This window comes from Pseudomonas sp. G5(2012) (genome assembly GCF_000408945.1).
Classification (GTDB): domain Bacteria; phylum Pseudomonadota; class Gammaproteobacteria; order Pseudomonadales; family Pseudomonadaceae; genus Aquipseudomonas; species Aquipseudomonas umsongensis.
Genome location: NZ_APIO01000086.1, coordinates 25,106 through 33,654 on the forward strand (window position 1 = coordinate 25,106; position 8,549 = coordinate 33,654).

General features: G+C 59.2%; 5 protein-coding genes. 3 read left to right on the top strand and 2 right to left on the bottom strand.

The window, feature by feature from the left end:
* Window positions 1-91 precede the first annotated feature (91 nt).
* Together PG5_RS23480 and PG5_RS23490 are read right to left on the bottom strand one after the other, a co-directional pair.
* Window positions 92-1,558, bottom strand: a complete 1,467-nt coding sequence (locus tag PG5_RS23480; protein WP_020799628.1) for an FAD-dependent oxidoreductase — start codon at window positions 1,556-1,558, stop codon at window positions 92-94.
* 262 nt (window positions 1,559-1,820) lie between these two features.
* The gene (locus tag PG5_RS23490) at window positions 1,821-3,212 is read right to left on the bottom strand and encodes an oligosaccharide flippase family protein (RefSeq protein ID WP_033039089.1); all 1,392 of its coding nucleotides are present in this window, start codon (window positions 3,210-3,212) and stop codon (window positions 1,821-1,823) included.
* 103 nt (window positions 3,213-3,315) lie between these two features.
* Here PG5_RS23490 and PG5_RS23495 point away from each other — a divergent pair, with 103 nt between their 5' ends.
* The 3 genes from PG5_RS23495 (at window position 3,316) to galE (ending at window position 8,527) form a co-directional block, all read left to right on the top strand.
* Entirely contained in the window at window positions 3,316-4,842 is a 1,527-nt protein-coding gene (locus PG5_RS23495; RefSeq protein ID WP_020799630.1) for an O-antigen ligase, read from the top strand.
* Window positions 4,843-4,847: 5 nt separating this feature from the next.
* Window positions 4,848-7,478 (top strand): hypothetical protein, encoded by a 2,631-nt coding sequence (locus PG5_RS23500; protein WP_020799631.1) that lies wholly within the window; start codon window positions 4,848-4,850, stop codon window positions 7,476-7,478.
* A gap of 71 nt (window positions 7,479-7,549) precedes the next feature.
* Window positions 7,550-8,527, top strand: coding sequence for a UDP-glucose 4-epimerase GalE (gene galE, locus PG5_RS23505; protein ID WP_020799632.1), 978 nt, complete (start codon window positions 7,550-7,552; stop codon window positions 8,525-8,527).
* The last annotated feature ends 22 nt before the right edge of the window (window positions 8,528-8,549 follow it).

An 8,549-nucleotide genomic window follows, 5' to 3' on the forward strand; every position in this document is an offset into this window, starting at 1 on the left:
CAGCGTTTCACATCGGTACCAAGACCAGATGCACCATGGTTGTTGTTCTAGTGGCACCCTGCTTTGGTGGCTCTCCCTAAGACTGTTTCACTCAAGAATACCTGCCTGCCGCAGGGCCCATTTGATGGTTGAGGTAATCCGCCAACCGCAGCGTCAGCTGCAACAGCGGCATGGTTGGATTGCTCGCGCCGGCCGTTGCAAACACACTGCTGCCAGCGACGTACAGGTTATTGGTGCCGAACACTTTGCTGTTCTCATCGACCACCCCGAATTCAGGGGAGCTGGCCATCCGCGTAGTGCCCATGTGATGGGCATGCGGCACGACTTTGAGCGGCAGGGAAACGTCATACACCGCTTCCTCCAACTTGACATAGCCAAGCCCTTCTTCGGCAAAACACTTTGCCACCTCCAGGCCGATGCTTTTTATGGTCTCCCTGTCTTCAGGGGCGAGCTCCCAATGGACGTTGACCATTCTCATCCCCAGGTCATCGTGTTCTTGCGTCAACGAGACGCGACTGTTGCGGTTGGGAAACTGCTCGATCATCGTTCCGAGCTCCCCGTCACCGGGACAGTTGAACTTGGCAATGAACTCGATCTTGTGCGCCATGCCTGCCTTGCAGGCCAGGTTCTCGAAAAAACCCTTGATTGCCGCCAAGCGTCCATAGGTTTCCACCGCCGACACCAAGGACGCGGTGACATTGCCTTTACCGGAATGATGCTCGATCACAAACGCATCCTTGGTGAAGAACTGCCTGGCCTCCCGGCTTTCACCTTCGTTGAGGATGAAGGTACCGAGGGCGATGTTCAGGTGTTCCATGAAGCATCGACCGACCAGGCCATCCTCCGTGATAACGCCGGCAGCGGCCAATGACTTGCTGTTGAGCAACTGCCTGGCATTTTCGATCGCACCGGTGGCCAGGATGAATTGCTTGGCCAAGACACGCTCTTGCTGGCGTTCGTAATCGGACACCACGACGGCGGTGATGCGGCCGGTGTTGCTGTCGAAATCGAGGTCGACGCAATTGCAATTGATGAAGACATCCAGGCCCTCGGTCTCCTCGAGTTCCTTGGCATACTTTTGTGCAAATCGGGTCGGTGGACTGAGCAGGAAACGGTCGGCTTCGAATTCATCGCTTTTAAAGGCCGCGTTGACGGTCTTGAACCCCGAGTCCAGCGGCAAGTCCAGAATGGCCATGGCCGCTGGCAGATTGCGCTCCATCTCGGAAAACGCGATGGGCCAACCGGGCAAGTTCACCGGTGGGGACAGGGCAAAGTCGGAAGGCTCGAAGGGGCGGCAACGACCTGCCCAATGATTGGAGGTGCCACCCAGATAGCGCAGGCGGGTTTCTTCAGCGAAGACATCCAGCCCCGTCGAAGGACACTTGTAGAGGTTCTGCGAATACGCGGCATACTCGCGCCCCCCGCCCTCCAGAAGCACTACACGCCAGCCATTGCCAGCCAAACGCAAGGCCAGCGTAATGCCGGCCGGGCCTGCACCAACGATGCAGAAATCATAGTGATCGCGCAGGTCTTTCTGCGTTTGGTAGTCTTTGATCATATTTGCAGTTACCGGAAATGCGCGGCAGGTAATACCCACCCGTTGATCACGACAAACTCCGATTTTCCTGCAGTAGGCCGAGCCCCAACCCCGGTAAATTTCATCGCCAGCCCCCCCAGGCTTAACAGGGCAAATGCCCGAATGAGTCCCCTGCGACTGATGACAGAGGTATTCAACACGCGTTCACTCATCACTCACGACTCCACTGGATCGAGATTTGCGTCCGAGATTCAAAGGGTGCTTCAACGTCAAGAAAAACCGGTCAAGCGCTTAAATCGAAAAGCCACTTGAAAACGACCAGCACCAGCTCCCCGCACAACGCCCCTACCACCAGCATAGGCAACACAATCAGCTCGCGCTTGATATCGAGAATACCCACGCGACGATTGACATACACAACCAACACCAAGGTCGGCAACGTATGCAGCGCGACGCCCCAGATCGCCCAATCGACCCCACCGAAAGCCAGTAACAGCGGGACCAGCACCCATAACGACACCACACGGATGATGTTGTCGATGGCCTGGTACTTGGTAAGCCCCAGGGCGATCCAGATTTGATTGGCCACGATGTAGCGCATCACGAAAAACGACGTCGAGAGCACGGCCATCATGTGGCCGGCCTGGGCGTAACGGTCGTCGTACAACACTTTGATGATGAGTGGACTGGTGACCCAGAGGAACCCGCAAAGAAATAGCAACGCAACGTCGACCATCATCTTGAAGCGGTAATACAAACTGCGCAGGCGCTCGAAGTCGTTGGTTCTCGCGGCTTCGCCGAAGGCTGGCAGGGCCACGGCCCCGACCACTTTCAATACGCCGGTCTGCAAAGCGCCAAGAATCAGCACGGCAATCGAATACACGCCCATTTCGAAGACTGTCATGCTGCCGCCGAAAATGATCCGGTCACCCTGCATGGACAGTACGCCCACGGCCGAAGACAACAGGATCCAGCGACCGAAGACCATCAGTTCGTGGAGTGCGGCGCGTTCCCAGCGCAGACTGTTGGACGGCCCCTCGAACCAGAAATGCCCAAGCAACGTGCTGACCAGGGCCGTGACCAGGCCGGCCGCCACCAGCGACCAGATGGAATGGGTGAAGTAACCGATGACCAGCATCACCAACAGGCCTACGACCTGGGAGACGAACTCGGCGATCACCACTTTCTTTTGCTGGAAAGCGCGGACGGCCAGGTCGACTTTCGTCGACTGGAACCCGTAGATGATCGCGGTAACACCGGTCCAGGCCAACACCATCGGCAACTCAGGGGCGGCGTAGGTGGAGTTGTGCGACCAGAAATCGATGACTTGCGAATACCAGGCAGCGGCTGCCAGCAACAGCGTAAAGGCGAACAGCACGAAGCCGCGCACGATCTGCACGGTCCAGAGGGTATTGAGGAATACCGGGTCGTCGCCGCGTGGACTCTGGAGGATGTTCTGGCGCAACCCCACATCGGAGAGCAGGTGCAGGACGAACAAAACGGTGGTAGCAATGGCGATGATGCCGAACATTTCCGGCATCAGCAGACGGGTCATCACCAGGTTGCCGCCCAGGCGTATCACTTGTGAAGTGACCAGCGCCCCCAGGTTCCATGCCCCAGCAGATATCGCTCGACGACGAAGGCTGAACGTTGGCGATATGTTAACTGACGGCATAACATCAATCCCCGTATTGAACGACTCGAAAGGTACTATAGTCGCTATTAGGCAAACCACTAGCCATTAGCCATCGCTCTCTCATCAAATAAGTCGGTAGCCCATGCCTGAGCACTTTCGCGCGTTAGTCGTCATCCTGGTCCTTGCCGGTATCGTCTTCGCTTTTGCACGGCGACCGGCGGCCGATCTGATCCCACTGAGTGATTTCACCCGCCGGCGCAACCTTTGGTTCGGATTGACGCTGCTAGCCTTTTTTTCCCATAGCTTCTGGGTGTACGCGGGCGTTACCGCAATCATTCTGGCGGTGACGCGACAGCGTGAGCGCAATCCCCTCGCATTGTTTTTCATGCTGTTGTTTCTCATTCCACCCGCCAATGCGCAGGTCCCCGGCTTCGGCCTGGTCAACTATCTTTTTGACCTGAACCATGTACGACTACTGGCACTGTGCGTGTTGCTCCCGGCTTTTCTGGCGTTGCGCAAGCGGCCGGACACACTGCCCTTCGGGCGCACACTGCCGGACAAACTGCTGCTGGCCTACCTGCTGCTGACGTCTGCGCTTTTCCTGCGCCAGACCACGCCCACCGACACCTTGCGTCAATCGCTCTATCTGTTCGTCGATGTTTTTTTGCCTTACTACGTTGCCAGTCGATCCATGAAGAATGTCAGCGACTTCAAGGATGCGCTGTTGGCCTTTTTACTCGCCGCCATGCTGCTGTCGCTGATCGGTCTCTTCGAATATACCCGCCGATGGCTGCTGTACAACGGGCTGACCTACGCCATGGGCGTGCAATGGGAAATCGCCACCTATCTCAGCCGTGGCGGCTCGCTGCGCGCCAGCGTCACCACTGGCCAGGCCATTGCGCTGGGCTATGTCATCGCCGTGGCCATCGGCTTTTACCTGTTCCTGCAGGAGGGTGTGCGCAGCAAACTGCAGCGACGACTCGGTGCCCTGCTGCTCGCTGGAGGACTGTTTGCGCCGCTGTCGCGCGGCCCGTGGATCGGTGCCGCCGTCATGATCGTCATGTTCATCGGCACCGGCCGTTATGCGGTCAGGCGCCTGGTGCTGCTCGGGGGCGCCGCCTTGCTCGCCCTGCCCCTGTTGGCCATCTTGCCCGGCGGACAGAAAATCCTTGATCTGCTGCCCTTCATCGGCTCTGTAGAAGTCGAGAACATCACCTACCGCCAGCGCTTGATCGATAACTCGTTGATCGTCATCCAGCGCAATCCATGGCTGGGTTCCTTCGATTACCGCAGCACCCCTGAAATGCAGTCAATGATCCAGGGCCAGGGCATCATCGACATCGTCAACACCTATATCGGCATCGCCCTGCAAATGGGCTTTATCGGGCTGACGCTGTTCGTGGCTTTTTTCGCCACCATTGCGCTTGGTATTCGCAAGGCGATGCGTTCGTTCCCCAAGCAGGAGGATGAGTCGCGGCGACTTGGACGTGCCTTGCTGGCGACACTGGCCGGAATACTGGTGACCATCATCACCGTCAGCAGCATTACGGTCATCCCCGTGGTGTATTGGTCGGTAGCCGGGCTGGGCGTGTCCTATGCTCAGATGGCGCGCAGGCTCAAGCGCGCAGAGACAGCAAGCAGCAAGAGTACCCTCCTACAGACCTGGTAACGCTCATGACGTGTTTTTTTTACCGCATGCCTTTGCTGTCAGTCTTTCTCCTGACCGTTGCCATTTGGCCATTGAGTACCCGGGCGGCGGAGTGGGTCGCCAGCGTGGATGAACGCAGCGGCCTGCCCCAGGTCACGCGTGGTGGCAGCCCTGCCATGGCCTCTCAATTCGTCTTTTGGGGTGGCAACTGGGACTGGGCGGATTTCACCCCCTCGCTCAAGGTGATCTCGCCCTTTGTCTACGCCATGGAGGGCAAGAGCCAGAAGCTCGATTTCGATGCGACCGGGCAGATACGCAAGCAAGACGAGCAGACGTTGAGCATCAACCTTGTGCTGGATGCCCGCAGCCTCAAGACGAACGTGATGGGCGGGGGTATCGTCTTCAACTTCGACCCGGCCCTTGCCGAAGCAATGGGTGAGCCGGTGTTGCTGCCTGGCAACCGTGGCTGGACCTGGGGCAATGCCCAGGGGCGGCGCATCGAGATGCGCTTCGAACCCGCGCTGGCGAGGGTGTATTTCGAACCGGGTGATCGATCCCAGGTGCGGGCGTTTCTCTACAAGGACCGGATCAAGCCCGGTCGCGAAAACTTCAAAGCCACGTTCAGCGTATCTGGCGATGTGGTGCTGGGGCCGACCGCCGCCGAGCGCTTTGGAATTGCGGATCCGAAAAGCTGGCCGAGCGATCGACTGGACTGGAAAACCGCACCGGTCGACCTGTCCTTTCTCAATGCCCCGGAAAAACCTGCAGGCAAGCGTGGTTTCGTCAAGGCTGTGGGCGAGCAACTGCTGTTTGCCGACAACACCCCGGCGCGCTTCTGGGGCACCAACCTGTCGGCCTATACGTTATTTCAAACACCCGACGATGCGATCAAGCTGCAGGCCAAGCGTCTCTCGGCCCTGGGTTTCAATCTGGCGCGACTGCACCACCATGATTCGTGGTGGGTCCTTCCCAACATCTTCGGTGACGGCAGGAAAGTGCATGATACCCAGCGCCTGAGCGAAGAATCGCTGAAGAAGCTCGACTTGTGGATCAAGAGCCTCAAGGATGAGGGCATCTATGTATGGCTCGACATGCACGTTCAACGAGCCCTCTGGGCTAACGACAACATCTTTGCCTTCGATGAATTGCCGAAGAACGAGTATGGCATCGCCGACCTCAAGGGCTATGCGTACGTAAACGAGACGATCCAGCGGGCCATGAAACGCTTTGCCAAGGATTATCTGAGCCACGTGAACAGCTACACGGGCCTGGCCTACAAGGATGACCCGGCGGTTGCCGCCGTGCTGATCACCAACGAAAACGACATCACCCAACACTATGGCAACGCCCTGTTGCCCGACAAGTCCGTGCCCAAGCACAACGAACTGTACATGAAGGCTGCCAAAGCCTTCGCCAAACAGCACAACCTGCCTGAAGACCAGACCTGGCGATCCTGGGAGCCTGGCCCCGCCAAGCTGTTCCTCAACGACCTGGAACGGCGCTTCAACGTAGACATGATCGAGTCGTTGCGCGAGACCGGCGTGAAAGTGCCGATTGCCACGACCAGCAGTTGGGGCGGCAATGGCCTGAGCGCCCTGCCCGCCCTGACCGCCGGTGACGTGGTCGACGTGCATATCTACGGTGGCCCGGGGACCCTTGAGAAAAACCCGCTGGCCAGCGCCAGCCTGGTGGACTGGATTGGCGCCGGCCAGGTCGTCGGCAAACCCCTGACCGTCACCGAATGGAACAACGAACCCTTCCCGATAGCCGACCGCCACTCGCTGCCTCTGTACATGGCCGGCACGGCCAGCCATCAGGGCTGGGATGCGCTGATGCAATATGCCTATAGCCAGGAACCACTCACCGGGCAATCGGAGTCAGCCGGCAACTGGCACGCCTACAACGACCCGGCCATGTTGGCCACCCTGCCCGCCGCCGCCCTGCTTTATCGTCGCGGCGACGTTCACGAAGCCAAGACCACCTATGTCTTCGCGCCGACGCCAGAAACCCTGTTCAACCAACGCATTACACCCGACAGCTCGGCCCTGCTGCGCACCGCCATGGAGAAAGGCAAGCTGCAAATTGCCATGCCACAGACGCCGCAACTGCCCTGGTTGCAACCGGGCATCATCGCCAGGAACGCACAGGTGTTCCACGATCCGGCACAGTCTCTATTGGACGCCACGGCCAGCGAATCCACCACGGACACCGGTGAACTCAAGCGCAACTGGAAACAAGGCCTCTACACCATCGATACGCCTCGCACCCAGGCGGCCACCGGCTGGATCGGCGGCAATTCGATCCAGTTGGGCAATATCCAGGTGCAACTCAAGACCGCCTACGCCAGCGTCGTGGTGCAAAGCCTGGACGGCGTGCCCGTCGGCAAGTCCGCAGACCTGCTGATTTCCCTGGGCACCCGGGCTGTCCCCAAGGACAACGACAAGACGCCTTTCCATGTCGAGCCTCTGGAGGGCACGCTGTCCATCCAGGCCCCCCCGGGCTTGACGCTGTTCACCCAGGGCGGCCCCCTTGGGCAACTGGGGAAACTGCCTGCCACCTACCTGGATGGCCGCTACACCATCAAATTTGACGGCCTGCAGGCGTCCAATTGGTTATTCCTGAAAAAAGCATCGCAAGCGAGTGAAAATCTGAAGTGACGGCAAAGACCTTTTAAAGGACGGGTCAGCCGCCTTGCGCTGACACCGCAACAATATCAAGGAGAGGCGGCATGAAATTCCTGGTGATTGGCGGCGCAGGCTACATCGGTTCACACATGGTCAAGCAGTTGCTTGGCGCGGGGCACGAACTGGTGGTGGCGGACAACTTTTCCACGGGCTATCGCAGCGCGTTGCTGGGCGGAACACTGGTCGAGCTCGACATCGCCGACGCCCAGGCGCTGGACGCCTTGTTCGCCAGCCACCACTTCGATGCCGTGTTCCACTTCGCCTCCTTCATACAGGTGGGCGAATCCGTCACCGAACCGGCCAAGTACTACCAGAACAACCTGGCGGCCACCCTGACGCTGCTCAAGGCCATGGTTCGCGCCGGGGTCAAACGCTTCATTTTCTCCTCGACCGCCGCCGTTTATGGCGACCCGCAATACGTGCCCATCGATGAAGCGCACCCCAAGGCCGCGATCAACCCCTATGGTCGCACCAAGTGGATGGTGGAGCAGATGCTGGAAGATTTCGACCGCGCCTACGGGCTCAAGTCGGTCTGCCTGCGCTACTTCAACGCCGCCGGCGCGGACCCTGACGGGCAGTTGGGTGAACGCCATGAACCGGAAACCCATCTGCTGCCGCTGATCCTGCAGGCCGCTTCCGGACGGCGCAAAACCATCACCGTCTATGGCTTTGACTACGACACGCCGGACGGCACCTGTATCCGCGACTACATCCACGTTTGTGACCTGGTGGCCGCGCACGCCCTGGCCGTGGACTATTTATTCAAGGGTGGCAGCAGCACGGCGTTCAACCTGGGCAATGGCCAGGGCTTCTCGGTGCAACAAGTGATCGACACCGCGCGCCGCGTGACCGGCCGGGACATCTACATCGGCGAAGCTTCACGCCGCGCTGGCGACCCGCCACGGTTGGTGGCGGATGCGTCCAGGGCCAACACACTGCTGGGCTGGCGACCGCAATACGCCCGGTTGGAACAGATCGTGGCGCATGCCTGGGAGTGGGAGAGGAAGTATCCCTGGCATTGAAGGCACTACTGTAGGAGCGAGC